The sequence below is a fragment of the Streptomyces roseoverticillatus genome (genome assembly GCF_000719265.1).
Classification (GTDB): Bacteria; Actinomycetota; Actinomycetes; order Streptomycetales; family Streptomycetaceae; genus Streptomyces; species Streptomyces roseoverticillatus.
Window position 1 is genome coordinate 1 of the sequence record NZ_JOFL01000078.1, and the last position, 295, is coordinate 295.

At 74.2% G+C, this 295-nt stretch carries 1 pseudogene; it reads right to left on the minus strand.

Going from position 1 to position 295, the window contains the following annotated elements:
• A pseudogene (locus IF61_RS0131890) lies at nt 1-275 on the minus strand (ATP-binding protein); the annotation flags it as partial.
• Between the last annotated feature and the right edge of the window lie 20 nt (nt 276-295).

Sequence of the window (295 nt, forward strand, 5' to 3'; positions counted from 1 at the left end):
GGGAGGGGGAGGCGCGCCCAGACCCGGGTGCCCTCGGTGGCGGCGCCGCTCTTGCTGATGCCCCAGCTGCCGTCGCATTCGTGCACGACGGCGGCGAGGAGGAGCAGCGCGCGCTTGCGCCGCGCCGTGCAGACGGCCGCCTCGCGGGTGTCGGAATGGGCGTGGTGGGCGTCCCAGTTGACGATCCGCAGCGCCCCGTCGCACCAGCGGAGGGAGTGGTAGAGGTCCTGTCCGGGCGCGAACCGTGTCGCGCAGGCGACGAGTTCTCCGGCCACGGAGAGGGCGGGCTCTTCGA